Genomic DNA, 24,531 nt, shown 5'->3' on the forward strand with positions numbered 1-24,531 from the left:
TCACGGCATTAGTACTGGTTAGGTTCCATTTCCAGCTCGACCTTGAAACGCTGGGCGATATCCCGCTGGATACGTTGGGCCAGGTTGGCAATATCGTGGCCTGTGGCGCCGCCATAGTTGACCAACACCAGCGCTTGCAGCGTGTGCACGCCGGCATCGCCGTCACGAAAGCCCTTCCAGCCGGCCTTGTCGATCAGCCAGCCAGCGGCCAGCTTCATCTGCCCATCCGCCTGCGGGTAAGCCACCAGGTCCGGATACTGCGCCTGTAACTCTTCAGCCAGGACCTTGGACACCAGCGGGTTCTTGAAGAAGCTGCCGGCATTGCCAAGCACTGCCGGGTCGGGCAATTTTTCGCTACGGATACTGCAAATCGCGCGACTGACATCGCTCGGTGTCGCCTCGGTGATCCCCTGCCCTGCCAGGCGCTGCTGCACTGGGCCGTAGTCGAGCTTGAGGTGGCTGGCGCGACTCAGGGCAAAGCGTACCCGCAGGATCAACCAGCGCCCGATTTCATGCTTGAACAGGCTGTCACGGTAGGCAAAGTTGCATTCTTCCAGGCTGAAATCGCGCAACTCGCCGGTCTGGCGATCGAGGGCGGTCAAGCCGGCAAAGACGTCCTTGATCTCCACGCCGTAGGCGCCGATGTTCTGCATGGGGGCAGCACCGACGGTGCCGGGGATCAGGCTGAGGTTTTCCAGGCCGCAGAAGCCCTGTTCCAGGGTCCACAGTACAAACGGGTGCCAGGCCTCGCCTGCTTCGGCTTCGACCACCACCTGCACGCCATCATCCTGCAGCACACGAATGCCCTGGGTGGCCATGCGCAACACCAGGGCAGGAATGTCCTGGGTGAGCAGCAAGTTGCTGCCACCGCCAATCACCAGCAAGGGCAACGCCTGGGTCGACGCATAGGCCAGTGCCTCGCGCACATCGGCGTCACTGCGGGCCTCGGCGAAGAGTTGGGCACGCACATCAATGCCAAAGCTGTTGAATGGCTTGAGCGACACCTGCGCCCGCACTTGCAAGGTCATAACCGCCCCTTCAATTCGATCACCAGTAAATCACACGCCTGCTCGATCAAGTCCAGGACCCGTTCGAAGCCTTGTTCGCCTTCGTAGTAGGGATCCGGCACCTCGTCCACTTCAGCCTCATAGCGCCGCAGGAACAGGTCCAGCTCCGCCTTGCCCTGGCCGGGCTGCATGGCCTTGAGGTTGCGCAGGTTGCTGTGATCCATGGCCAGGATCAGGTCGTAGCGTGCAAAGTCGGCGCGGGAGACCTGCCGGGCCCGCTGGGCCGACAAATCGTAGCCGCGCACCAGTGCCGCACGTTGGCTGCGCTGGTCCGGCGGGTTGCCGATATGCCATTCGCCGGTGCCGGCGGACGCTACGTCGACCTGCCCCGCCAACCCGGCTTCGCGCAATTTATGGCGCAGTACGCCCTCAGCGGTGGGCGAGCGGCAGATATTGCCCAAGCAGACAAACAGAACCTCCATCAGGCCCCCAGCAGGCGACGGACGCGCTCAAGGTCTTCCGGGGTATCAACACCCGCAGGCGGTGCTTCCAGGGCGTCCCCCACGTGGATACGTACGCCGTGCCAGAGGGCTCGAAGCTGCTCCAGGGATTCGGTGTTTTCCAGCCAGCACGGGCCCCAACTCACGAAGTCATGCAAAAAACCGGCACGGTAGGCGTAGATGCCGATATGGCGACGGTACGGCACGCCTTCGGGCAACAGGTCAGGGTTCCTGGCGAAGGCATCACGCGCCCAGGGCAAGGTCGAACGGCTGAAAGTCAGCGCCAGGCCGTTGACATCACTGACCACCTTGACCACGTTCGGATTGAACAGGGTGTCGATGTCTTCAATCGGCTCGGCCAGGGTCGCCATACGCGCTTCACCATGGGCAGCCAGGTTGGCGGCCACCTGGTCGATCACGCCCGGCGGGATCAACGGTTCGTCGCCTTGTACATTGACCACGATGGCGTCTGGCGCCAGGCCCAACTGCGTGGCCACTTCGGCCAGGCGGTCAGTGCCGGAGTTGTGATCTTCACGGGTCAGCACCGCTTCGGCGCCGAACCCTTTGCAGGCCTCGATGATGCGCGGGTCATCAGTGGCCACCACGACGCGCTCAGCACTGCTTTTGCAGGCCTGTTCCCACACCAGCTGGATCATCGGCTTGCTGCCGATCAGTTGCAGCGGCTTGCCCGGCAGGCGTGTCGAGGCGTAGCGGGAAGGAATGACAACGGTAAAGGCAGTGGTCATTTATCCAGGCGCTCGTCGGTGGTCAGGGTGCGGGCTTCGCTTTCCAGCATCACCGGGATGCCATCACGGATCGGGTACGCCAGGCCGGCGCCCTTGCTGATCAGCTCGGTTTTATCGGCGCTGAGCTTGAGCGGGCCTTTGCAGATCGGGCAAGCGAGGATGTCGAGCAGTTTGGTGTCCATGAGTGTTTCCTGGATAGCAGCGTTTAAGGCAAAAGACGGGCGGGCAGCAGGCGCATCAGCTGCGTGTCGAACCAGGCGACGAACGCCGGCGACGGCACCGCATCCACCGCAAGGTACCACCAGTCGGGCTGGGCAAAGGCGCGGCACTTCACCGCGTCCTTCTCGGTCATGACCAGTGGCAATGACGGGGTAAAATTCAAGACCTCGGCGCTGTAGGGCGCGTGGTCGGCAAAAACATGGGGAATCGGCTGCCAGTGTAGCGTTTCAAGGGTGTTGAAGAAACGTTGTGGATTACCGATACCGGCGACCGCATGTACCTGCTGCCCCTCAGGAAAGTACGCCAGCGACTGGCGCTCGCCGCTGTGCAGGTTGACCAGTGCGGTAGGTTGCAGGCGAAACCCAAAGCCATCGTCGCGATCCGAGCCGGCACCGTTGTAGAGCAGCGCATCCACACTGTGCAAGCGCTCAACCGGCTCGCGCAATGGCCCGGCCGGCAGGCAACGGCGATTGCCCAGGCCCCGGGCGGCGTCGATCAGCACCAGTTCCAGGTCACGGGCCAGGCGGTAGTGTTGCAGGCCGTCGTCGGAGAGGATCAGGTCGAGGGTCTCGCTGGCAAGCAAGGCCTGCACTGCACGACTGCGGTCGGGATCGATCATCAGCGGCACGCCGCAGCGCTGCACGATCAGCAAAGGCTCGTCACCCGCCACCGTGGCGCTGTGGCTGGCCTCGACGCGCCAGGGCAACTGCGGTGGCTTGGCGCCATAGCCGCGACTGACCACACCCACCCGCAGGCCACTGCGTCGGCAGTGTTCGATCAACCACAGGATCAACGGCGTCTTGCCGGTGCCGCCCACAGTGATATTACCGACCACTACCACCGGCACCGGCGATTGATAGATCTCGCCCTCTCCCGCCAGGAACCGCGCGCGCTTGCGCTGCACCACCCGGCGATACAAAGACTCCAGTGGCCGCAACAACGCCAGCGCCGGATGGCCCTCGTACCAGGCCTTGAGCAAACGATCGGACATGGCCATCAGGGTTGGCTCGCCGCCTCGACAGTGCTCATGCGCAGATGACTGAAACCGAGCTTGCCGGCGGCGTCCATCGCCGTGATCACGGCCTGGTGCTGGGTCTTGCCATCGGCACTGATGGACAACGGCATCTTGGTATCGCCGCCGGACTCTTTCTCCAGGGCCGCCATGAGGCTGGCGAGGTCGTTTTTCTCCAGCACCTGGTTATTCACCGAAAACGCCCCGTCGGCGCTGATGGCGATGTCCAGTTGCTTGACTTCCTGGTCTTCGGCCGGCGAGCCACTCACGGCTTCCGGCAGGTCGACGCGCAGTTCGGTCTGCCGGGTGAAGGTGGTGGTGACGACAAAAAACAGCAGCAGGATAAACACCACGTCGATCAACGACGCGAGGTTGATGTCGACATTTTCCCGTTGCTTGCGGCGAAATTTCACGCTTTGCCCCCAACCAGGTCCACATCACGGTCGCCCTGCACCACTTCCACCAGCTTGATGGCTTCCTGCTCCATACCGACCACCAGTTCATCGATGCGCCGCTGCAGGAAACGGTGGAAGAACACCGAAGGAATACCGACCATCAGGCCCGCCGCCGTGGTAATCAGGGCCTTGGAGATGCCGCCGGCCAGCACGGCCGCGTTGGTGGTCATGCCCGAGCCCATGAACGAGCTGAAAATATCGATCATGCCCAGTACCGTCCCCAGCAAACCGAGCAACGGCGCCATGGCGGCGATGGTGCCGAGGGCGTTGATATAGCGTTCCAGCTCATGGATGACCCGGGCGGCGGCCTCTTCGATGCACTCTTTCATGATCTCGCGACCATGCTTGGAGTTGGCCAGGCCGGCGGCGAGGATTTCACCCAGGGGTGAGTTGGCGCGCAGTTCCTTGAGTTTGTCCTTGTCCAGCTGCTTGTTCTTGATCCAGCCCCAGACCTGCCCCAGCAGATGCTCGGGGGTGACGCGACTGGCGCGCAGGGTCCACAAACGTTCGGCAACGATGCCGAGTGCGGCGATGGAGCTCAGGATGATGGGCAACATCATCCAGCCGCCAGATTTGACCAATTCCCACACAGTGAATGTCCCCTCGAAAAAGTGCGCCACTTTACCATATAGGTTCGGCGGCGGGGTTCGTCGGCCATGGACCCGTCTGTCCCAGGCGCCGGTCTTTGGCATGGCCGGCTCAGGGTAACGTTTCGCGCCAAAAACGGCGTTGACTACGCGCAACAGTCGGTGGCTGGAAAGCCCCTAATTGCACACGCACCGCGCCCAGCTCGGCACTGTCGTATATCTGGCTGCCCAGTCGCTGGTAGCGCTCCACCACCTGCGGGTGAGGATGGCCGAACGCATTGCCACGCCCACGGGAAATCAGCACCGACGTGGGCGCCAGCCGCTGTAGAAAAGGCCAGGACGACGAACTGCGGCTGCCATGGTGAGGGGATTGCAGCCAATCGGTGCGCACGGCCAACGAAGACGCGAGAAATGCTCGTTCGGCAGCCCGATCAATATCCCCCGTGAGCAGCAGCCGCTCACCATTGGCCTGGACCTGCAGAACACAGGACTTGGGATTGCCATCAATCGCATCAGGCCACTGCCACAGCTCGAATGCCACACCGTCCCACTCCCACCGTTCGCCGCTGACACAGGGCTGGGTGGCGAGAAACGCGGGCAACCCCTCGGTTTCACCGCCCACGACACGCCGGATCGGCAACCCTCGGGCAACAGCCGACGCCCCACCGGCATGATCGGCGTCGGCGTGGCTCAGCAGCATCATATCCAGCGTCCCGACGCCGAGCTTTTTCAACGCAGGCACTACCACACGGGCACCGAGGTCAACCGTCCCCGAACGCGGGCCGGCATCGTAGAGCAACGTGTGATGGCGGGTACGCAGGATCAAGGCCTGACCTTGACCGACATCCAGCTGCACCACCTCCACCCGCCCATGGGGCACGAGCTCGCGGGGTGGAAACACGGCCAACAACAGCAGCGGCAAGCCCAGGGGCCGAAACGGCACGCCGCTGGGCAGCAGTAACAGCACCGCGCCGACCAGGCTGATCAGCCAGTAACCCAGGGGCACCTCGGCCGGTATCCAGGCAGGCATTTGCCCAGCGAGCCATGCCAAGCCCCGGAACAACCCGTCAAGCGCCCCGCCCGCCAGCCACAACAAACCCTCCCCGGCATACGGCAGCGGCAACAATGCGCTCCCCAGCAAGGCCAGGGGCAACACCACCAGGCTGATCCACGGCACGGCAACCAGGTTGGCCAGCGGCGCACTGACGCTGACGGGCAAGCCGAGCACCAGCAACACAGGAAACAGACCAACGGCAATCAAGCACTGGGGACGTGTCCACGCCTGCCAGACGCTCCACGGCCCCAACCGCCCCCCAAATCCCAGGACCAGCACCGCGACAGCCATGAAGGACAGCCAGAATCCCGGTTGCAGGCTGGCCAGTGGCTCCAGGATCAGCACGCCATTGAGTGCCAGCAACAACGGCCACCAGAAGCCCAGATGACGAAAGCGCAGGCGCCACAACAACACCAGCCCCACCATGACGCAGGCCCGTTGCACCGGCACGCCAAACCCTGCCAGCAGGCCGTACCCCAGCGCAGCGGCAAACGCCAGGCCGCACGCCCACGGCAGCCACGGCCAGGTACGGGGCCAGCAGCCGTAGCGTGCAAGTAGCGCGACCAACCCGTAGATCAACCCCGCCAGCAAGCCAATGTGCTGGCCGGAAATCACCAGCAGGTGCACCGTGCCAGTGTCCTGCAACACCTGCCAGTCTTCGGCCGCCAGCCCGGAGCCATCCCCCAGCACCAAAGCCGCCAGGCCCGCCTCGCGGCCGTGGGCGTCCACCGCCATCAGGCGTTGGCGAACAGTGTCACGCCAGGCATGACGCGCCGGCGCCAGGCGCTCACCATCCTTCACCGAGCCGGTGGCGCCAATGCGCTGGGCCAGCAGCCAGGCCTCCTGATCGAAACCATGAAAATTGAGCAGCCCGGCAGGCCGTTTCAGCGTCACGGCCAGACGCCAGCGCTCGCCACTGCGTACCGGCGGCCCGCCGTGCCAAAACACCCGGATGCGCTTGGGCAACCGGGCGTTGCGCGCCTGGCTGTCGGCCAGCTCAAAACGCACGCCCGTCTCTGTCTGCTGCGGTAACCCGGTTACACGGCCTTCCAGCCATCGCGTCTGGCCATCCAGCACCGGCCGTAGTCGATCATCCAGCGCCCACTGCGCACTGATGCAGGCCCAGCTCAAGCCCAACAGGAAAAATGCCAGTGGCGACGTACGAAAGGGCAATAGCATCAATGCAAGCACCAGCATGGCTATCAGCCATCCCGTCGGCGGCAGCGCCGGTAGAAAGCGCAAGGCAAGCAACCCCAGCGCGAGCGCGAACATCCCTGTCTTCATGAACACTCCTTTTCAAGTGATCCACTCAGTCTTAGACGAGGGCCCAGCGTGTCCTATGATGTTTTGTCACAAAGTCTGAATTTTCTGTTTATAGAATGCGGGCATACTTGCCCCTCGAACTGACCTGGACCCCCTATGCCTCGGCGCTTATTCAAACGGTACATGCCCGACCCCACCAGTATCAGGGAACACAAGTCATTACAGTTTCTTGGCACGTTGCTGCACGACCCGAACCTCTGGCACCTGAATCGGCATTCCGTGGCACGCGCCATGGCCGTGGGTTTGTTCGCGGCGTTTATCCCGATCCCGTTGCAGATGCTGCTGGCGGCAGTGCTGGCGATCACCGTGCGCGGCAATATGCCCATCGCCATCAGCCTGGTATGGCTGACCAACCCGATCACCATGCCGGTGGTGTTCATCTGCACCTACATGACCGGCGCCTGGCTGATGAATGTGCCACCGCGCAGCCTGCCCGACGACCTGACCTGGGAATGGATCAGCGGCCAGTTGAGCACGCTGTGGCAGCCCTTCCTGCTGGGTTCGGTGGTGTTGGGGCTGGTGCTGGGCGCACTGGCCTACTGCCTGACCATGGGGTACTGGCGCTGGTGGGTCGCGCACCAATGGAAAAAGCGCAGGCAGCGCCGAGGCTGAGACCTATCGCGCCGGCAACCGCAGGTGCACACGCAAGCCCTGGCCGGTATTTTCCGCCCACAGGCTGCCGTCCTGGCGTTGCACGGCATTACGCGCGATGCTCAGGCCCAGCCCGAAGCCACCATCGCCGGGCCTCGAACCGTCCAACCGCGTAAACGGCGCAAAGATTCGCTCCAGATCCTGCTCATCGATTCCCCCGCCCTGGTCTTCCAACCAAAGGTGCCAATACTCCCCCTCGCGGCAGCCATCCAGGCACACGACCCCCTCCGCCGGGGAATGGCGTATGGCGTTGCGCAGGATATTCTCCAGGGCCTGGGCCAGAGCATTCAGGTTGCCCCTCACCCAACTGTCGGCGCCTAGAAGGCAGGGCAGCCGCGATGCCGGCCAACCGCTTTCAAAGCACGCGTTCTCGCGCAGCATGTCCCACAGCGCCTGCACCTGAATATCTTCTTTGGGCAGCGGCGCCCGCTCGGTATCCAGCCAGGCCAGTTGCAGGCTGTCTTCCACCAGGCGCTGCATGGCGTCGATCTCCCGACCCAGCCGCTCACGCAGGCGCGCAAGATCCTGCTCACTGTCACAGGCCACCCGCAAACGGCTCAAGGGCGTGCGCAGTTCATGGGACATGTCCCTTAACAGCTGCTGTTGCAGCATCACGGTACCCTGCAAGCGCTCGGACATATGATCAAACGCGCGCCCCAGCTCGCCCAATTCGTCTTGGCGGCTGGTGGCGTCGTGGGACATCCGCGTATTCAATTGATCGGCACGCCATGCGTTGGCCTGCTCGCGCAGTTGATTGAGGGGCATGATCAGCAGCCGATAGAGACCGATGCATAGCAACAAGGTAAAGAGGCCGGGAATCACGCCGTTGGTCAGCACCCGCCAGAACAGTTGGTAGCGCCCCGGCATAAAGCGCTGCGGCAGTTCAATCACCAGCGAACCGGCGCCCGGATCCACCGCAAACGGGATCTTCAACCACGGCAACCCCTTGACGTGGCGGCTGACCGGCCAGTCCAGGCCCCGCAGGAAGGTCAGGCGCTGGCTTTCCGTGTCGGTCAGCGGGTAGCTGCTCAACGACTGCAAGTCATTACCGATCACCCCGATCCACGTGCTTTCGCGCTTGCCCATTGCCTGCAGCCACGCATCAACGCCGGCATTGCCGCCCTGGTTCCAGGCCTGCTCGGCGCCGACCGCATAACCACTCAAGGTGCTCCTGGCCTCATCGGACAGGTAAGCGTTCTTTTGCTCCATGTACCGGCCCCAGGACCAACTGAGCCAGATCATCAGCAAACAGAAGGCGATCAGCAGGCAGGCAAGTTTCCAGAATAACGAGTGCCTGCCCGGCAGCCGTTTCAGCGATGCCTCAAAGCCCATCGTCGTGACCGCTCAACACATAGCCCTTGCCCCACACCGTGCGCACCTCACGCTCGCTGTAGCCGATGGCCTTGAGCTTGCGGCGGATCTGGCTGATATGCATGTCGAGGCTGCGATCATGGGGCGCATAACCCCGTTGCAACACGTGCTGGTAGAGGAAGGCTTTGCTGAGGACTTCTTCAGCGTTGCGGTGCAGGGTTTCCAGCAGGCGATATTCGCTGCGGGTCAGGCCCGCCCAGTGGCCTTGATGAAAAACATCGCACAGCTCGTCATCGAAACGCAGCGTGGGGGTATCCTCGCGCACGGGTGCAAGCGTCGGCAACGGGCGCCGATCCAGGGCCACCCGCCGCAGGATGGCTTCGATACGCACGCGCAGCTCAACCATGCTGAAGGGTTTGGGCAGGTAATCATCGGCACCCAGGCGAAAACCGCTGACGCGATCGGTTTCAGCGCCCAGGGCCGACATCAGGATCACCGGAATCGAATGGCTCCGGCGCAGATGGGTGAGGATCGACAAGCCATCCAGGCCCGGCAGCAGAATATCCATCAACACCACGTCGAATGCCTGGTCGCGCGCCATCTCCAGGCCCTGCTGACCGTTCTGACACCAAGTGACCTGGAAGCCACAGCGCCCCAAATGCTCATGCACATAGGCACCCAGCACGGGGTCATCTTCAATTGTGAGGATACGGGGTAGGCCAACTGCCGCGGGATTCATTAGCGTCTGCAAGTCATTCTCAATCACTGATTATTCAAGATAACCCCGCCGCAGGCAATCGCCACACGGCGTCCAACGGCCCGAAGATTGCCCTCTGTCATTAATTTGCAAGATTCCAGGCCGCGCAAATGGCTACACTGCGCAGGTGGCGCGGGCCGGATGCCGGCGCGGAAGATTGATATCAGTGTGGTAGCAGGAGAGTGGCGTGCTTAAAAGAATGGGGATAAAAGGCCGCGTACTGTTGCTGACCTTATTACCGACCAGCCTGATGGCCTTGTTGTTGGGAGGGTACTTCACCTGGATGCAGCTCTCGGAGTTGCAGGCCCAGTTGCTGCAACGCGGCGAAATGATCGCCGAGCAGCTGGCGCCCCTGGTGGCTCCGGCCATGGGCAGCAGGAATACCGACCTGCTGGAGCGTATCGCCACCCAATCCCTGGAACAGACGGACGTGCGCACCGTGGCGTTCCTCGCGCCGGACCGCACGCCCCTGGCCCACGCCGGCCCGACCATGCTCAACCAGCCGCCGGTGGGCAACAGCTCCCACCTGCTGCAACGCACCGGCAACGACGCCACGCGCTACCTGCTGCCGGTGTTTGGTCGCCATCGCAACCTGGCGGGCGATTTGATCCCCGATGAAGCCGATCGCCTGCTTGGTTGGGTCGAGGTGGAGCTGTCCCACAACGGCATGTTGCTGCGCGGCTATCGCAGCCTGTTCGCCAGCCTGCTGCTGATTGCCATCGGCCTGATCTGCACCGCGGCCCTGGCCTTGCGCATCAGCCGTACGATCAACGCGCCGATTGGCCTGATCAAGCAAGCGGTGGCCCAGCTCAAGGACGGCAACCTGGAAACCCGCTTGCCACCCTTGGGCAGCCAGGAGCTGGATCAGCTCGCATCGGGCATCAACCGCATGGCCGAAACCCTGCAAAATGCCCGGGAAGAACTGCAGCACAGCATCGACCAGGCCACCGAAGACGTGCGCCAGAACCTGGAAACCATCGAGATCCAGAACATCGAGCTGGACCTGGCGCGCAAGGAGGCCCTGGAGGCCAGCCGCATCAAGTCCGAGTTCCTGGCGAACATGAGCCATGAAATCCGCACGCCGCTCAACGGCATACTCGGTTTTACTCACCTGCTGCAAAAAAGCGAGCTGACCCCGCGCCAGCTGGACTACCTGGGCACCATCGAAAAATCCGCCGACAACCTGCTGGGCATCATCAACGAGATCCTCGATTTCTCGAAGATCGAGGCCGGCAAGCTGGTGCTAGACAGCATCCCCTTCAACCTGCGGGATTTGCTGCAAGACACCCTCACCATCCTCGCCCCCGCCGCCCATGCCAAGCAGCTGGAACTGGTCAGCCTGGTGTACCGCGACACGCCGCTGGCGCTGGTGGGCGACCCGCTGCGGCTCAAGCAGATCCTCACCAACCTGATCAGCAATGCGATCAAGTTCACCCGCGAAGGCACCATCGTGGCCCGGGCGATGATCGAGGACGAGCAGGAAGACAGCGTGCAACTGCGCATCAGCGTGCAGGACACCGGCATCGGCCTGTCCAGCCAGGACGTGCGGGCGTTGTTCCAGGCGTTCAGCCAGGCCGACAATTCACTGTCGCGCCAGCCCGGCGGTACGGGGCTGGGCCTGGTGATTTCCAAGCGCCTGATCGAACAAATGGGCGGTGAAATCGGCGTCGACAGCACGCCGGGCGAAGGCTCTGAGTTCTGGATCAGCCTGAACCTGCCCAAGACCCGCGACGACGTCGAAGACCTGCCCTGCGCGCCGTTGCTGGGCCATCGCGTGGCGGTGCTGGAAAACCACGACCTGGCGCGCCAGGCCCTGCAGCACCAATTGGAAGACTGTGGCCTGGAAGTCACGCCGTTCAATACCCTGGAAAGCCTGACCAACGGTATCACCAGCGCTCACCAGACCGAGCAGGCTATCGACCTCGCGGTACTCGGCGTGACCGCCAACGATATTCCGCCCGAGCGCCTCAACCAGCACCTGTGGGACCTCGAACACCTGGGTTGCAAAGTGCTGGTGCTGTGCCCCACCACCGAACAGATGCTGTTCAACGAGTCGGTACCCAACCCCAACAGCCAGTTGCAGGCCAAGCCGGCGTGTACCCGCAAGCTGCGCCGTGCGCTGTCCGACCTGATCAGCCCGCGGCCGTCACGCAGTGAACCGGGCGAGCCGTTGTCCAGCCGTGCGCCGCGTGTGCTGTGTGTCGACGACAACCCGGCAAACCTGCTGTTGGTGCAAACCCTGCTGGAAGACATGGGCGCGCAGGTCCGTGCAGTGGAAAGCGGCTACGCAGCGGTCGACGCGGTGAAACAGGACACCTTCGACCTGGTGCTGATGGACGTGCAGATGCCGGGCATGGACGGACGCCAGAGCACCGAGGCGATCCGCCAGTGGGAAAGCGAGCGCCATGGCACGCCCTTGCCGGTGGTCGCCCTCACCGCCCACGCCATGGCCAACGAAAAGCGCGCCCTGCTGCAAAGCGGTATGGACGACTACCTGACCAAACCCATCAGCGAACGGCAACTGGCCCAGGTGGTGCTGAAATGGACCGGCCTGGCCCTGCGCAACCAGGTGCCGGAGCGCGCCGTCGAAGGCTTGGGCCCCGGGGTGCAATTGCCGGTGCTGGACCACGAGGAAGGCCTGCGCCTGGCCGCCGGCAAGACCGATCTGGCGGCCGACATGCTGGCCATGCTGCTGGCCTCCCTGGAAGCCGACCGCCAGGCCATTCACGTCGCCCGCGAGGCCAAGGACAACCTGGCCCTGATCGAACGCGTCCACCGCCTGCACGGCGCCACCCGCTACTGTGGCGTGCCGCAACTGCGCGCCGCCTGCCAGCGCGCCGAAACCCTGCTCAAGCAGGACGACGCCAAGGCCATGACCGCGCTGGATGAACTGGACATGGCCATTGCACGGCTGGCCAGTGAAGCACGGGTCAGCGCCTGAATTCATCAAAAAGGAAGCCTTTGATGCGCGTGATTCTTTTCAGCAGCCAGACCTACGACCGCGACAGTTTCCTCGGCGAACCCTTGCCGCGCGGCCTGGAACTGCAATTCCAACCCGCCCGGCTCAACCTCGACACCGTTGCCCTGGCCGAGCACCACGAGGTGGTCTGCGCCTTTATCAACGATGACCTCAGCGCCCCGGTGCTGGAACACCTGGCCAAGGGCGGCACGCGGTTGATCGCGTTGCGTTCGGCCGGCTACAACCATGTGGACCTGCCTGCCGCCAAACGCCTGGGCCTGACCATCGTGCGTGTCCCGGCCTATTCGCCCCATGCGATCGCCGAACACGCGGTGGCCCTGATTCTCGCCCTCAACCGCCGCCTGCATCGCGCCTACAACCGCACCCGCGACGGCGATTTCAGCCTGCATGGCCTCACCGGTTTCGACCTGGTGGACAAGACCGTCGGCGTGGTCGGCACCGGCCAGATCGGCGCCACGTTCGCCAGGATCATGACGGGCTTCGGTTGCCGGCTGCTCGCCTACGACCCGTTCCCCAACCCCCAGGTCCAGGCCCTCGGCGCTGACTATGTGAGCCTGCCGGAGCTCTTGGCCCAGGCCCAGATCATCAGCCTGCACTGCCCGCTGACCGCCGACAGCAAGCACCTGATCAATGCACGCTCCCTGGCGCGGATGCAACCCGGCGCCATGCTGATCAACACCGGTCGCGGTGGCCTGGTCGACACGCCGGCGCTGATCGAAGCACTCAAGGACGGCCAGCTCGGCTACCTGGGGCTGGATGTGTACGAGGAGGAAGCCCAGCTGTTTTTCGAGGACCGCTCCGACCTGCCCTTGCAGGACGATGTGCTCGCGCGCCTGCTGACCTTCCCCAACGTGATCGTCACCGCACACCAGGCGTTCCTCACCCGCGAAGCCCTGGCGGCGATTGCCGGCACCACCTTGGCCAATATTGCGGCATGGGCCGATGGCCGGGCGCAGAACCTCGTCGAAGGATGATCAGCGGTCACATACCAGGCTCATGATCAGCAGGCACCCGTGATAGGATGCCGCGCCTATTTGGAGGATCCATGGCCGAACACGATTTCCGCTTCAGCTTGCTGAGCCCGCAACACACCCTGATCGAATGCCGTGCCCTGGTGCCGGGCCGTTACCAGGTCACCGGCAACGGTGGCTCGATCAAGCATGATGACGTGCTGATCGTCACTCTGCGCGGCAGTAAAACCTTGTCCATGCGCCTTACCGTCGAAGGTGACGCGCGCTACTCCATCCGCCCTGCCGGCCAGTGGGTCGCCATGGCCCGCGGGCCGAAGTTCGGCGAGCTGGAGATTCACACCTGGAAGGTCAACTGCGACAGCTGCGACACCGTGCTGGAGTTTGAATTCGCGGTGGAAACCAAGCTGACCAAGGAGCCGCTGCAACCGGCCGCCAACGCGCGCATTGCCGAGTTGGGCTGGGCCAGCGAAGGCGACAAGCACCGTTGCCCGAAATGCCAGAAGGCCGGGCAATGAAAGGCCTGCTTCTGCTCGCCGTCGTCGGTGCGGCCCTGAGTGGCTGCGCCGGTGACGCGGCCAAGCTCAAGCAGGATCACAGCTACGTGGTGGAGTGGATTGGTGAGCGGCCGTTGATGGATTACGCACACCTGACCGTCACCCTCGGCGCCGATGGGCGTGCCTACGGCAACGGCGGTTGCAACCACTGGTTCGCGCCGTACACCCTTGAGGGCGACAAACTCAGCTTCGGCAAGCTCGGCAGCACCCGCAAGCTCTGCGCCGAGGCCCTGATGGAGCAGGAACAGCGCTTCTTCCAGGCCCTGCAAGGCGTACAGCGCTGGGACATCTCGCCGATCGAGCAGACCCGCTTCTGGCCGGCCGAAGGCAAGCCGATTCGCCTGTGGCTCGAAGAGGGCTGACTCCACCGATCTACAGGTTGGTGAGATTTAAATGTGGGAGGGGGCTTGCCCCCGATGACGGTGTAACAGTCACAAATGTATTGACTGACACACTGCTATCGGGGGCAAGCCCCCTCCCACATTTGATCGAGGACAATACTCTAGCCGCGCAAGGCCTTGAGCTTGGCCAACACCCCTTCCGCCGTCTGCTCACCCATCAACTGCTCGCGCACCTTGCCCTTGTCATCAATGATATAGGTCACCGGCAACGCTTCGCTGCGCGGAATCTCGAAGATCCCATCCGGGTTCTGTGCCAGCACGGTGAACTTGATCCCCAGTTTGTCGCTGGCTTCCTTCAGCTCTGCACCCTGCACATTGTCGAAGTTGACCCCGAACACCCCCACGCCCTGCCCCTTCAACTGTTCCGCCAGGGCGTTGAGCTCAGGGATTTCCGTACGGCACGGGCCACACCATTCCGCCCAGTAGTTGACCACCAGCCACTGCTTGTCCAGGCGCTCGGCCGCGACCTTCTGGCCGTACTGGTCAACGCCGTAGTCATTGCCGCAGCCGCTGAGCAGCAGGGTTGTGATGATCGCCAATGCACCGATCAGTCGCCTTGTCATGGGGTAATCCTTCGCAAAAATGAACGTTGGCTGCGACCTATCGCCTCTTACGGTTTAAGGACAGGACGCCGCGCAGGTAGAATACCCGCCACCTTACGCAAGATGCGACCCGCACATGACCGATCTGACGCTTTATCACAACCCGCGCTGCTCGAAATCCCGCGGTGCGCTCGAACTGCTGGAAGCCCGAGGCCTCGCCCCCACCGTGGTGCGTTACCTGGAAACCCCGCTGAATGCCGCGCAATTGAAGACACTGCTGGGCAAGCTGGGCATCAGCGCCCGCCAACTGCTGCGCACCGGCGAAGACGAATACAAGGCCCTCAACCTGGCCGACGCCAGCCTCAGCGAAGCGCAGTTGATCGCCGCGATCGCCGAACACCCCAAGCTGATGGAACGCCCGATCCTGGAAACCGCCGATAAAGCCATCATTGGCCGTCCGCCAGAGAACGTGCTGGAGATCCTGCCGTGACTGCACCGTATGTGCTGGTGTTGTATTACAGCCGCAATGGCTCGGTGAGCGAAATGGCTCGGCAGATTGCCCGGGGCATCGAGCAAGGCGGCATGGAAGCGCGGCTGCGCACCGTACCGGCGATCTCCACCGAATGCGAAGCCGTGGCGCCGAGCATCCCGGACGAAGGCGCGCTGTACGCCAGCCTCGATGACTTGAAAAACTGCTCGGGCCTGGCCCTGGGCAGCCCGACGCGCTTCGGCAACATGGCCGCGCCGCTCAAGTACTTCCTCGATGGCACCAGCAACCTGTGGCTCACCGGTGCGCTGGTCGGCAAGCCGGCCGGGGTGTTCACCTCCACCGCCAGCCTGCATGGCGGCCAGGAAACCACGCTGATGTCGATGCTGTTGCCGCTGCTGCATCACGGCATGCTGATCACTGGCCTGCCCTACAGCGAACAGGCACTGCTCGACACCCAGGGCGGCGGCACACCGTACGGCGCCAGCCACCATGCCGGGCCGGATGGCAAGCGCCTGCTCGACCCGCATGAAATCACCCTGTGCCGGGCCCTGGGCCTGCGCCTGGCCAAGACCGCCACGCTGCTGGAGAACGGCCGTGGCCAGGAAGCCTAAGGTTCTACCGCCGCAAGCGTGGCTGGAGCCACGGGTCAAGGCGGCACGCGCGTTAAGCCTGCTGGCGTTTTTCGCCCTGGTGGGTTTGTTGTGCGGGTACTACCTGTTCGTCGCCGACCTGCACGGGGCACGCCCGTGGGTGATCCTGCTGATCGAACTGGTGCCGCTGCTGGTGCTGGCGCCGGGGATGATCATCGGCAGCGCGCGCGGGCATTCGTGGATGTGCTTTGCGGTGAACCTGTATTTCATCAAGGGCGCGCTGGCGGCGTATGACCCGAACCGGCAGTGGTTCGGGGTGCTGGAGATGCTGGCCAGCCTGGCGGTGTTTTGCACGGCGCTGCTGTATGTGCGCTGGCGGCACCAGCTGAACCGCCGGTTGGCCACACCGTAAAACCCCGTCAGTGATTCACCGTATAGGCCAGCATCATCGACAGCTGGCACATCGGCCGCCCACTCTCGGCATGCCACTGGTTGAACGCAGCCTGCACCGTGGCCAGGTCGCGCAGGCTGGTGGGTGCCTTGTCGACAATCTTCTGCGCATTCAATGCCGCGACCACGTCATCGCTCGGCACAAAAGTATCCTTGCCCACCATCCGCAAAAAGCGCGGGGCCGACAGCCCGCCCAGCTGATGACCGTGCTTGCTCAGGTATTTCCATAACCCAACGATATCGGTCACCGGCCAGTCAGCGATAAATGCGCCGAAGCTGCCTTTTTCCTGCTCGATGTCCAGGATCATCTGCGCATTGCGCGGCACGCTCTTGAGCTTGCCCAGGTGACGGATGATGCGCGTGTCCTGCATCAGCCGCTCCAGGTGCTCGGCCCCCATCAGCACGACTTTTTCCGGGTCGAAGCCGAAGAACACCTGCTCGAACGCCGGCCACTTGGCATCCACCACGCTGTGCTTCAAGCCGGCGCGAAACACGCGCAACGCCAAGGTCGACAGGTAGCGATCATCACTGATCTTGCGTAACTGCGCCGGGGTCTTGGGCACCGGCAGGTGGGCGTCCAGCTCGGCCGCTGAACCGAAGCGATTCAGACAATATTCGTGCAGCCACTTGTAATCGCGCATGCCCTCTCCTGCTGTTGAATGCTGGCAATAGAATTGAAAACGGCGCCCGCGAGCGCCGTGTGTCAGAGCGCTGAATGAGCTCAGAGGTTCACAACATTGACGAAACGCGGCGCGGCGCTCTCATCGATTTTCAGGCTGGTGAAGTCGAACAGGTTGCGGTCGGCCAATTGCGACGGCTGCACGTTCTGCAGGCTGCGGAAAATACTTTCGGTACGCCCCGGGGTCTTACGCTCCCAATCCACCAGCATGTCCTTGACCACCTGGCGCTGCAGGTTTTCCTGGGAGCCGCACAGGTTGCACGGGATGATCGGGAATTGCTTGAAGTCGGAGTAGGCCTGGATGTCCTTCTCGTTGCAATACGCCAGCGGGCGGATCACCACGTTGCGCCCGTCATCGGCACGCAGCTTGGGCGGCATGGCCTTGAGCGAGCCGTTGAAGAACATATTGAGGAAGAAGGTCTCGACGATATCGTCGCGGTGATGACCCAGGGCCATCTTGGTCGCCCCGATCTCATCGGCAAAGGTGTAGAGCGTGCCACGGCGCAGGCGCGAGCATAGCGAGCAGGTGGTCTTGCCTTCAGGGATCAGTTCCTTGACCACCGAATAGGTGTCTTTTTCAACGATGTGGTACTCGACGCCCAGCGCCTTGAGGTAGGCCGGCAGCACGTGCTCGGGGAAGCCCGGTTGTTTCTGGTCCATGTTGACGGCAACGATCTCGAACTTGATCGGCGCGACCTTTTGCAGGTGCAGCAGCACGTCGAGCATGGTGTAGCTGTCTTTGCCGCCGGAGAGGCAGACCATGACCTTGTCGCCGTCCTCGATCATGTTGAAATCGGCGACTGCCTCACCGGCCAGGCGGCGCAGGCGTTTTTGCAGTTTGTTCTGGTTGACCGTAAGAGTGCCCATGGCGCTTGGATCCGCTGGAGGTGTGTGACGAAAAGCCGGGTATTTTACGCAAAAAAAACAGCTAAAGGGCTAACAGTAAAAGACCCCGCCGCGATTATGCCCCCTGTTTACAGCGCAATTTGCTCTAAAGGCCTTACGGTTATTCCGGTCATCCCTTCCTATACTGCGACTTGAGGTCGCACACATATATCCAGACCTTTGTGGCCATTTGGCCCGTGGGCGCTCCGATGGGGGGCGATGGTAATAACGACAGGAGTGACTGGCATGATCCATCACGTCGTGGGGCTGTTTACCCATCCCGACCAGGAATGGCGGGAAATTCGTGGCGATAAAGAAGAAAGCATCGGCCACATGTACCTCACTCACACCTTGATTCTCGCGGCGATCCCCGCCGTATCGGCTTTTATCGGCACCACCCAGGTCGGCTGGGTCATCGGCAACCGCTCCCCGGTCATGCTGACCCAGGAAAGTGCGCTGTGGATGACTCTCATGTCCTACGCGGCCATGCTCGGCGGCGTCGCGGTCATGGGCGCGTTCATCCACTGGATGGCTCGCACCTACGACGCCAACCCCAGCATGGCGCGGTGCGTGGCGTTTGCCACCTATACCGCGACACCTCTGTTCATCGGCGGGCTGGCGGCGCTCTACCCGCATATGTGGCTGGGCATGGTGGTGGGCACTGCGGCGATCTGCTACACGGTGTACCTGCTGTATGTCGGCGTACCGACCTTCATGAGCATCGACCCGGATGAAGGCTTCCTGTTTTCCAGTTCGATACTGGCCGTAGGGCTGGTGGTGCTGGTGGCGATCATGGCGTTTACCGTGATTGTCTGGGGCCTGGGCGTGGGGCCGATCTACACGAACTGACCCGTTCAATGGCAAAGGCAAGGCCACCGCAAGGTGGCTTTGTACGTGATGGATGACCATTCGGCGCCTGACAGATTCGGAAACACTCGGTTTTGCGGCATACTGGACGTCTCTGGAGATATGTACAGCATGCCCGAGCAACTCAATACCCGCGTCGAAGATTGTTTCCTGCAAGCCGAATCCTTTTTCAAACGAAGCTTCAAACGCCCCCAGGTCAGCCTCAAGCTGCGGGGCCAGAAGGCCGGTGTCGCGCATTTGCACGAGAACCTGCTGCGCTTCAACCCACAGTTGTACCGAGAAAACAGCCAACACTTCCTGAAACAGACCGTGGCCCATGAGGTGGCGCACCTGATTGCCCACCAATTGTTTGGCGAGCGCATCCAGCCCCATGGAGAGGAATGGCAACTAATCATGCGTGGGGTCTACGAACTGCCGCCCGACCGTTGCCATACCTATGCCGTGAAGCGTCGCCAGGTGACCCGTTATATCTACCGGTGCCCGTGTGCCGACAGCGACTTCCCGTTTTCATCGCAGCGCCATGGCATGGTGGCTCAGGGGCGGCGGTATTTGTGCAGGCGATGTCGGCAGACGTTGGTGTTTACCGGCGAAACCAGGGTGGAATAAAGGCCTCATCGGGAGCAAGCCCCCTCCCACATTCAGGCCTGTGAATACGATCAACCTGTGGGAGGGGGCTTGCTCCCGATAGCGTCCGCCCAGCCGCTACATAATCACCTTGGAGCTGCGCAGCTCGCTGATGCGCTGCGGGCTCAAGCCCAGCTCCGCCAACACTTCATCACTGTGCGCGCCCACGGCGACGCCAATGTGCCGGGGCGCTGGCAACCCTTCCGAAAACTTCAACGGGCAGGCCATCTGCGCCTGGCTCGAGCCGTCGCCCCTTGGCACCTGGCTGACCAGCGCCCGCGCCTTCAGTTGCGGATGGGCCACGGCTTCGCTGAGCGTCAGCACCGGCTCCACGCAGGCATCCACCCCGGCAAACAGCTCGCACAATTGCTCGAAACTGCGCTTCTCGAACTCCACCTGCAAGGCCTGCTTAAGCGCCAGCTGCTGCTCAGGCTTCAAGCCCTGCGCGGCCAACTCCGGGCGCCCCAACGCTTCACACAATTGCTGCATGAAAGCCGGTTCCAGGCTGCCCACCGCCATCCAGCGCCCATCCCGCGAGCGGTAATAGTCATAGAAACTGCCGCCATTGAGCACATGGGCCTCTCGCTCAGGCTCCACCCCACACGCCAGATAACCCGCGCCGGCCATAGCATTCAGGCTGAACGAGCAATCGGTCATGCTCACATCCAGGTATTGCCCGACCCCACTTTGCTGACGGGCGATAACGGCCGCCAGCAGCCCCACTACCGCATGCAGCGAACCGCCGCCCACGTCCGCCAACTGCACGCCCAAGGGCAGTGGCCCGCTGTCCCGGCGTCCGGTGTAACTGGCCACCCCGGCCAGCGCCAGGTAGTTGATGTCATGCCCGGCGCGGTCCTTGTAAGGGCCGGTCTGGCCGTACCCGGTGATCGACACATAAATCAGCCGCGGGTTGATCGCCTTCAGCGCCTCGTACCCCAGACCCAGGCGCTCCATCACGCCGGGGCGGAATTGTTCGAGGACAATGTCGTAGTCCTTGACCAGTTCGCGCACGATCTCCAGCGCCTGGGCCTGCTTCAAATCCAGCGCCAGGCTGCGTTTGTTGCGGTTGAGATAGGCATGACTGGCCGAAGTCCCCCGGTCATGGGGCGGCAGCACCCGCAGCAGGTCCATGCGCGTGGGGGACTCGATGCGTAGTACCTCGGCGCCCATGTCCGCCAGCATCAAGGAAGCAAACGGGCCGGGCAGCAAGGTGGAAAAATCCAGCACTTTGAGGGACGCCAAGGGACCTGACATGGAGACTCCATTTGGGTTTCGGATTGCCACAGACTAGGCAGCCTGGCGCCTACCGGCAATCGTCAGAACGATCATCGAGGGTGACCGTTTTGATCATGGCGGGCTTTTTCGTGGCGGCGGCTTTATCATTGCCCCACGTTTGCTTGCAGAGTGTTCCATGAAGTTTGCGATTGCAGTGTTCTCCGCCGCCCATGCGCCCTCCTCGCGCCGCGCCCTGCTGTTTGCACAGGCGGCGTTGGCCGGCGGGCATGAGATTGTGCGGCTGTTTTTCTATCAGGACGGCGTCTACGGCGCCTCCAATAACATCGTTGCGCCCCAGGATGAGCAGGACATCGCCCGCCAATGGCGCGAGTTGGTCAATGCGCATCAACTCGACGGTGTGGTGTGCATCGCTGCCGCCTTGCGTCGTGGCGTGCTGAATGCCGAGGAAGCCACGCGCTATCAACGCAGCGCGGCCAACCTGGATGCACCCTGGACATTGTCAGGCCTGGGGCAATTGCACGACGCCACCCAGGCCGCCGACCGCCTGATCTGTTTTGGAGGGCCGTGACATGTCCAAATCCTTGTTAGTGATCAGCCGCCAGGCGCCCTGGTCCGGGCCGAGCGCGCGCGAAGCGCTGGATATCGTGCTGGCCGGGGGCGCGTTTGATCTGCCGATCGGCGTGCTGTTCATGGATGACGGCGTGTTCCAACTGGCGCCGCACCAGGACGCCAAGGCCGTGCAGCAAAAAGACCTCAGCGCCAACCTGCAGGCCTTGGGCCTGTTCGGCATCGATGAGGTATTCGCCTGCCGCCATAGCCTGGGTGAGCGCGGGCTGACGCAGCCGGCCAATGCCCAGTCGCTGGACAGCGAAGCGATCTCCAGGCTGATTGACCGTTACGACCAGGTGATAACCCTCTGATGTCGATTTTACATGTGGTATCTCACTCTCCTTTTACCGATAGCCGTCTCGCCAGTTGCCTGCGTATCTGCGGCGCCGAGGATGCGATCCTGCTCTGCGGCGATGGCGCCTACGGGTTGCACAACCCGGCCCTGCGCACCAAGGGCGTGAAGGTGTTCGTGCTGGCGGAAGACATGCAGGCGCGCAACCTGCCGCTGCCGGACTGGGCCGACAGCGTGGACTACCCGGGTTTCGTGCAGCTGTCGCTCGACTACAGCAAGGTCAACACCTGGCTATGAACACCCTGACCGTAGGCGCGCGCACCCTCGAGCTGGACAAGGACGGCTACCTCGTCGACCTTAACGAATGGTCCCCTGAGGTGGCCGAGGCCCTGGCTGCCGCCGAGGCCCTGGAGCTGACCCCGGACCATTGGCAGGTCCTCGAGCTGCTGCGCCAGTTCTATGCCGAATTCCAGCTGTCCCCCGCCACGCGCCCGCTGATCAAGTACACCGCCTTGAAGCTCGGCCCTGAAAAGGGCAACAGCCTGCACCTCAACACACTGTTCAACGGCACTCCCGCCAAACTCGCCGCCAAGCTGGCGGGCCTGCCCCGGCCGACGAATTGCTTATGACCGACTTTGCCCCACTGACCCTTGAAACCCCTGCCGAGCATCCGTTTGCGCAGTTCGTGCGCATCCTGGGCAAAGGCAAGCGCGGCGCGCGCAACCTCACCCGCGAAGAAGCCCGCGAAGCCATGGGCATGCTGCTCGACGAAAAAGTCGAAGACACCCAGCTCGGCGCCTTCCTGATGCTGCTGCGCCACAAGGAAGAAAGCCCGGAAGAACTCGCCGGTTTTACCCAAGCCGTGCGTGAACGCCTGGACGCCCCCGCACTGAATGTGGACGTCGACTGGCCGACCTACGCCGGCAAGAAGCGCCACCTGCCGTGGTTCCTGCTGGCGGCCAAGTGCCTGGCGCAACATGGCGTGCGCATCCTCATGCACGGCGGCGGCGCACACACGGCGGGCCGGCTGTACACCGAACAATTGCTCGAAACCCTGCACATCCCGCTGTGCCGCAATTGGCAGCAGGTCGGGACGGCGTTTGAACAAGGCAACCTGGCGTTTATCCCGCTGGGCGACTGGGCGCCGCAACTGCAACGCATGATCGACCTGCGCAACACCCTGGGCCTGCGCTCGCCGATCCACTCCCTGGCGCGCCTGCTCAACCCGCTGAATGCGCGCTGCGGCCTGCAAAGCATTTTCCACCCCGGTTACCAGGGCGTGCACCGCGATGCCAGCGGCCTGCTTGGCGATCATGTGATCGTGGTCAAGGGCGACGGCGGCGAAGTCGAGATCAACCCCGACACGATCAGCCACCTCTATGGCACCACCGGTGGCGAAAGCTGGGATGAAGAATGGCCTGCCCTCTCCGACCAGCGCCACGTCAAGCCGGCAACCCTGGAGCCTGAACACTTGAAGGCCGTGTGGCGCGGCGACGTAGAAGACAGCTACCCGCAACTGGCGCTGATCGCCACCATGGCCCTGGCCTTGCGCGGCCTCGGCCACCCACGGGAACAGGCGTTCGCATTGGCCCGGCAATACTGGGATACACGGGACAAATCGATTTAATCGATCATTCACGCCCGGTCTTTGCGCTTTTAGTTCGAACTCATCCCTTTAGACTGGGCTCCAACGCTTATTAGCCAAGGAGCCAGTCATGGGTTTGCTGATCGAAGGACACTGGAAAGACCAGTGGTACGAAAGTAGCGCAGATGGCGCTTTCCAGCGCGAACAGGCCCAGCGCCGCCACTGGGTGACCGCCGATGGCCAGCCGGGGCCCAGCGGCGAAGGCGGCTTCAAGGCCGAGGCCGGTCGTTATCACCTCTATGTGTCCCTGGCCTGCCCCTGGGCCCACCGCACCCTGATCCTGCGCAAGCTCAAGGGCCTGGAAAGCGTGATCGACGTGTCCGTGGTCAGCTGGCTGATGCTGGAAAACGGCTGGACCTTCGACAAGGCCCACGGCTCCACCGGCGATAAGCTCGATGGTTTCGAATTCATGCACCAGCGCTATACCGCCGACACCGCCGACTACACCGGCCGCGTCACCGTGCCGGTGCTGTGGGACAAGCAGCTCAACCGCATCGTCAGCAATGAATCGGCGGAGATCATCCGCATGTTCAACAGCGCGTTCAACGGCCTGACCGGCAACACCCTGGACTTCTACCCCGAGCCGCTGCGGGCGACCATCGATGGGCTCAACGAGCAGATCTACCCGGCCGTGAATAATGGCGTGTATCGCGCAGGCTTTGCCACCTCACAACGCGCGTATGAAAGCGCGTTTGACGATGTATTTGCCGAACTGGATCACCTGGAGCAGCATCTGGGGGACCACCGCTACCTGGCCGGCGAATACCTGACCGAAGCGGATGTGCGCTTGTTCACCACGCTGATTCGTTTTGATGCGGTGTATTACAGCCACTTCAAATGCAATCTGCGGCGGATTGCCGATTATTCGAACCTGTCGAATTGGCTGAGGGAGATGTATCAGTGGCCAGGCGTGGCCGAGACGGTGGATTTCGAGCACATCAAGGGGCATTACTATGGTAGCCACCGCACGATCAACCCGACGGCGATTGTGCCGAAGGGGCCGTTGCAGGCGTTTGATACCGGGCATGATCGAGCGCGGCTGACAGGTCAGGGTGTCTTGAGCTGAGTACGGCTGGCAAGCCCGTCTTGGTGAA

General features: G+C 62.8%; 30 protein-coding genes. 16 read left to right on the forward strand and 14 right to left on the reverse strand.

From position 1 onward, the window contains the following. Positions 1–8: 8 nt before the first annotated feature. The 8 genes from murB to NIBR502773_RS03315 all read right to left on the reverse strand — a co-directional run bounded on the left by murB (position 9) and on the right by NIBR502773_RS03315 (position 6,864). The gene (murB, locus tag NIBR502773_RS03280) at positions 9–1,028 is read right to left on the reverse strand and encodes a UDP-N-acetylmuramate dehydrogenase (protein WP_115488831.1); all 1,020 of its coding nucleotides are present in this window, start codon (positions 1,026–1,028) and stop codon (positions 9–11) included. Further along, positions 1,025–1,489, reverse strand: a complete 465-nt coding sequence (locus NIBR502773_RS03285; protein ID WP_115488830.1) for a low molecular weight protein-tyrosine-phosphatase — start codon at positions 1,487–1,489, stop codon at positions 1,025–1,027. Before NIBR502773_RS03285 ends, murB begins: the two co-directional genes overlap by 4 nt. Further along, entirely contained in the window at positions 1,489–2,253 is a 765-nt protein-coding gene (kdsB, locus tag NIBR502773_RS03290; RefSeq protein ID WP_065927093.1) for a 3-deoxy-manno-octulosonate cytidylyltransferase, read from the reverse strand. The genes NIBR502773_RS03285 and kdsB overlap by 1 nt, the downstream gene beginning before the upstream one ends. Further along, positions 2,250–2,435, reverse strand: a complete 186-nt coding sequence (locus NIBR502773_RS03295; RefSeq protein ID WP_003174668.1) for a Trm112 family protein — start codon at positions 2,433–2,435, stop codon at positions 2,250–2,252. The genes kdsB and NIBR502773_RS03295 overlap by 4 nt, the downstream gene beginning before the upstream one ends. A 23-nt stretch (positions 2,436–2,458) precedes the next feature. Then, on the reverse strand, positions 2,459–3,469 hold the full coding sequence (lpxK, locus tag NIBR502773_RS03300) for a tetraacyldisaccharide 4'-kinase (protein ID WP_027607318.1): 1,011 nt from the start codon (positions 3,467–3,469) through the stop codon (positions 2,459–2,461). Then, positions 3,469–3,897 (reverse strand): biopolymer transporter ExbD, encoded by a 429-nt coding sequence (locus NIBR502773_RS03305; RefSeq protein ID WP_027607319.1) that lies wholly within the window; start codon positions 3,895–3,897, stop codon positions 3,469–3,471. Before NIBR502773_RS03305 ends, lpxK begins: the two co-directional genes overlap by 1 nt. Beyond that, positions 3,894–4,529: a MotA/TolQ/ExbB proton channel family protein gene (locus NIBR502773_RS03310; RefSeq protein ID WP_065940046.1), complete on the reverse strand. Its 636-nt coding sequence runs from the start codon at positions 4,527–4,529 to the stop codon at positions 3,894–3,896. Before NIBR502773_RS03310 ends, NIBR502773_RS03305 begins: the two co-directional genes overlap by 4 nt. A 109-nt stretch (positions 4,530–4,638) precedes the next feature. Further along, positions 4,639–6,864, reverse strand: coding sequence for a ComEC/Rec2 family competence protein (locus NIBR502773_RS03315; protein ID WP_227451608.1), 2,226 nt, complete (start codon positions 6,862–6,864; stop codon positions 4,639–4,641). A 135-nt stretch (positions 6,865–6,999) separates the two neighbouring features. On the opposite strand from NIBR502773_RS03315, the gene NIBR502773_RS03320 reads away from it, so the two are divergent. Next, positions 7,000–7,515: a DUF2062 domain-containing protein gene (locus tag NIBR502773_RS03320; protein WP_065940048.1), complete on the forward strand. Its 516-nt coding sequence runs from the start codon at positions 7,000–7,002 to the stop codon at positions 7,513–7,515. 3 nt (positions 7,516–7,518) lie between these two features. Here NIBR502773_RS03320 and NIBR502773_RS03325 read toward each other — a convergent pair whose 3' ends face one another. Then, positions 7,519–8,886: a sensor histidine kinase gene (locus NIBR502773_RS03325; protein ID WP_141155363.1), complete on the reverse strand. Its 1,368-nt coding sequence runs from the start codon at positions 8,884–8,886 to the stop codon at positions 7,519–7,521. After that, positions 8,876–9,604 carry a response regulator transcription factor gene (locus NIBR502773_RS03330; RefSeq protein ID WP_141155364.1) on the reverse strand — a complete coding sequence of 243 codons (729 nt, stop codon included), beginning with the start codon at positions 9,602–9,604 and terminating at the stop codon, positions 8,876–8,878. Before NIBR502773_RS03330 ends, NIBR502773_RS03325 begins: the two co-directional genes overlap by 11 nt. A gap of 205 nt (positions 9,605–9,809) precedes the next feature. Here NIBR502773_RS03330 and NIBR502773_RS03335 point away from each other — a divergent pair, with 205 nt between their 5' ends. From NIBR502773_RS03335 to NIBR502773_RS03350, 4 genes are all read left to right on the forward strand, one after another. Continuing rightward, positions 9,810–12,563 carry a response regulator gene (locus tag NIBR502773_RS03335; RefSeq protein ID WP_065940051.1) on the forward strand — a complete coding sequence of 918 codons (2,754 nt, stop codon included), beginning with the start codon at positions 9,810–9,812 and terminating at the stop codon, positions 12,561–12,563. Between the two features lie 23 nt (positions 12,564–12,586). After that, complete coding sequence (locus NIBR502773_RS03340; RefSeq protein ID WP_141155365.1) at positions 12,587–13,576, forward strand: 2-hydroxyacid dehydrogenase; 990 nt, start codon at positions 12,587–12,589, stop codon at positions 13,574–13,576. Positions 13,577–13,647: 71 nt separating this feature from the next. After that, the gene (locus NIBR502773_RS03345; protein ID WP_027607327.1) at positions 13,648–14,088 is read left to right on the forward strand and encodes a hypothetical protein; all 441 of its coding nucleotides are present in this window, start codon (positions 13,648–13,650) and stop codon (positions 14,086–14,088) included. Next, positions 14,085–14,489 (forward strand): META domain-containing protein, encoded by a 405-nt coding sequence (locus tag NIBR502773_RS03350; RefSeq protein WP_141155366.1) that lies wholly within the window; start codon positions 14,085–14,087, stop codon positions 14,487–14,489. Before NIBR502773_RS03345 ends, NIBR502773_RS03350 begins: the two co-directional genes overlap by 4 nt. A gap of 140 nt (positions 14,490–14,629) precedes the next feature. On the opposite strand, the gene NIBR502773_RS03355 is transcribed toward NIBR502773_RS03350, so the two are convergent. After that, complete coding sequence (locus NIBR502773_RS03355) at positions 14,630–15,091, reverse strand: TlpA disulfide reductase family protein (RefSeq protein ID WP_032889653.1); 462 nt, start codon at positions 15,089–15,091, stop codon at positions 14,630–14,632. Positions 15,092–15,206: 115 nt separating this feature from the next. On the opposite strand from NIBR502773_RS03355, the gene arsC reads away from it, so the two are divergent. The 3 genes from arsC to NIBR502773_RS03370 are packed head-to-tail and all read left to right on the forward strand — an operon-like array spanning position 15,207 to position 16,562. Then, positions 15,207–15,560 carry an arsenate reductase (glutaredoxin) gene (arsC, locus tag NIBR502773_RS03360; protein ID WP_141155367.1) on the forward strand — a complete coding sequence of 118 codons (354 nt, stop codon included), beginning with the start codon at positions 15,207–15,209 and terminating at the stop codon, positions 15,558–15,560. After that, positions 15,557–16,171: an NAD(P)H:quinone oxidoreductase gene (gene wrbA / locus NIBR502773_RS03365; RefSeq protein WP_027606360.1), complete on the forward strand. Its 615-nt coding sequence runs from the start codon at positions 15,557–15,559 to the stop codon at positions 16,169–16,171. Before arsC ends, wrbA begins: the two co-directional genes overlap by 4 nt. Continuing rightward, entirely contained in the window at positions 16,155–16,562 is a 408-nt protein-coding gene (locus NIBR502773_RS03370; RefSeq protein WP_065940056.1) for a DUF2069 domain-containing protein, read from the forward strand. The genes wrbA and NIBR502773_RS03370 overlap by 17 nt, the downstream gene beginning before the upstream one ends. A 7-nt stretch (positions 16,563–16,569) precedes the next feature. Here the strand turns inward: NIBR502773_RS03370 and NIBR502773_RS03375 are convergent, their stop codons facing one another. Continuing rightward, positions 16,570–17,241, reverse strand: a complete 672-nt coding sequence (locus NIBR502773_RS03375; protein WP_027606358.1) for a DNA-3-methyladenine glycosylase I — start codon at positions 17,239–17,241, stop codon at positions 16,570–16,572. 80 nt (positions 17,242–17,321) lie between these two features. After that, positions 17,322–18,146: a tRNA 2-thiocytidine(32) synthetase TtcA gene (ttcA, locus tag NIBR502773_RS03380; RefSeq protein WP_115488825.1), complete on the reverse strand. Its 825-nt coding sequence runs from the start codon at positions 18,144–18,146 to the stop codon at positions 17,322–17,324. Positions 18,147–18,410: 264 nt separating this feature from the next. Here ttcA and NIBR502773_RS03385 point away from each other — a divergent pair, with 264 nt between their 5' ends. Beyond that, positions 18,411–19,013 carry a Yip1 family protein gene (locus tag NIBR502773_RS03385; RefSeq protein ID WP_027606356.1) on the forward strand — a complete coding sequence of 201 codons (603 nt, stop codon included), beginning with the start codon at positions 18,411–18,413 and terminating at the stop codon, positions 19,011–19,013. A 129-nt stretch (positions 19,014–19,142) separates the two neighbouring features. After that, positions 19,143–19,637, forward strand: coding sequence for a SprT family zinc-dependent metalloprotease (locus NIBR502773_RS03390; protein WP_027606355.1), 495 nt, complete (start codon positions 19,143–19,145; stop codon positions 19,635–19,637). Positions 19,638–19,733: 96 nt separating this feature from the next. On the opposite strand, the gene NIBR502773_RS03395 is transcribed toward NIBR502773_RS03390, so the two are convergent. Then, positions 19,734–20,909: a CaiB/BaiF CoA-transferase family protein gene (locus NIBR502773_RS03395; RefSeq protein ID WP_115488824.1), complete on the reverse strand. Its 1,176-nt coding sequence runs from the start codon at positions 20,907–20,909 to the stop codon at positions 19,734–19,736. Between the two features lie 157 nt (positions 20,910–21,066). Between NIBR502773_RS03395 and tusD the strand changes: the two genes are divergently transcribed. The 6 genes from tusD to NIBR502773_RS03425 all read left to right on the forward strand — a co-directional run bounded on the left by tusD (position 21,067) and on the right by NIBR502773_RS03425 (position 24,503). Then, positions 21,067–21,459: a sulfurtransferase complex subunit TusD gene (tusD, locus tag NIBR502773_RS03400; RefSeq protein WP_141155368.1), complete on the forward strand. Its 393-nt coding sequence runs from the start codon at positions 21,067–21,069 to the stop codon at positions 21,457–21,459. A 1-nt stretch (position 21,460) separates the two neighbouring features. After that, positions 21,461–21,811 (forward strand): sulfurtransferase complex subunit TusC, encoded by a 351-nt coding sequence (gene tusC, locus NIBR502773_RS03405; RefSeq protein WP_027606352.1) that lies wholly within the window; start codon positions 21,461–21,463, stop codon positions 21,809–21,811. After that, the gene (gene tusB, locus NIBR502773_RS03410) at positions 21,811–22,089 is read left to right on the forward strand and encodes a sulfurtransferase complex subunit TusB (RefSeq protein ID WP_141155369.1); all 279 of its coding nucleotides are present in this window, start codon (positions 21,811–21,813) and stop codon (positions 22,087–22,089) included. Before tusC ends, tusB begins: the two co-directional genes overlap by 1 nt. Further along, positions 22,086–22,421 carry a TusE/DsrC/DsvC family sulfur relay protein gene (locus NIBR502773_RS03415; protein WP_115488822.1) on the forward strand — a complete coding sequence of 112 codons (336 nt, stop codon included), beginning with the start codon at positions 22,086–22,088 and terminating at the stop codon, positions 22,419–22,421. The genes tusB and NIBR502773_RS03415 overlap by 4 nt, the downstream gene beginning before the upstream one ends. Beyond that, positions 22,418–23,419 (forward strand): glycosyl transferase family protein, encoded by a 1,002-nt coding sequence (locus NIBR502773_RS03420; protein ID WP_141155370.1) that lies wholly within the window; start codon positions 22,418–22,420, stop codon positions 23,417–23,419. The genes NIBR502773_RS03415 and NIBR502773_RS03420 overlap by 4 nt, the downstream gene beginning before the upstream one ends. 88 nt (positions 23,420–23,507) lie before the next feature. Beyond that, positions 23,508–24,503 (forward strand): glutathione S-transferase family protein, encoded by a 996-nt coding sequence (locus NIBR502773_RS03425; protein ID WP_141155371.1) that lies wholly within the window; start codon positions 23,508–23,510, stop codon positions 24,501–24,503. Positions 24,504–24,531: the final 28 nt, after the last annotated feature.

Source organism: Pseudomonas sp. NIBRBAC000502773, assembly GCF_006517195.1.
Lineage (GTDB): Bacteria > Pseudomonadota > Gammaproteobacteria > Pseudomonadales > Pseudomonadaceae > Aquipseudomonas > Aquipseudomonas marginalis.